This is a genomic window from Burkholderia sp. SIMBA_051 (assembly GCF_046534915.1).
In the GTDB taxonomy this organism is placed as follows: domain Bacteria; phylum Pseudomonadota; class Gammaproteobacteria; order Burkholderiales; family Burkholderiaceae; genus Burkholderia; species Burkholderia ambifaria.
This window is the reverse complement of record NZ_JAWRXS010000076.1, coordinates 1-389: the sequence shown is the minus strand read 5'-3', so window position 1 is coordinate 389 and position 389 is coordinate 1. Positions and strand designations below refer to the sequence as shown.

The window sequence follows — 389 nt, the reverse complement described above, 5'->3', positions numbered from 1 at the left end:
CCTTGCACGCAGGAGGTCAGCGGTTCGATCCCGCTTGGCTCCACCATAAACTGCTTCTGAAAGCTTAGAAATGAGCATTCACTTTGAATGTTGATTTCTAGTCTTTTGATTAGATCGTTCTTTAAAAATTTGGGTATGTGATAGAAAGATAGACTGAACGTTACTTTCACTGGTAACGGATCAGGCTAAGGTAAAATTTGTGAGTTCTCTTTTAATTAAGAATGCAAATTTTCGGCGAATGTCGTCTTCACAGTATAACCAGATTGCTTGGGGTTATATGGTCAAGTGAAGAAGCGCATACGGTGGATGCCTTGGCAGTCAGAGGCGATGAAAGACGTGGTAGCCTGCGATAAGCTTTGGGGAGTCGGCAAACAGACTGTGATCCAGAG

General features: G+C 43.4%; 1 rRNA gene. It reads left to right on the top strand.

What is annotated here, in order from left to right:
* Positions 1-279: 279 nt before the first annotated feature.
* Positions 280-389, top strand: a 23S ribosomal RNA gene (locus tag SB771_RS33615); the annotation flags it as partial.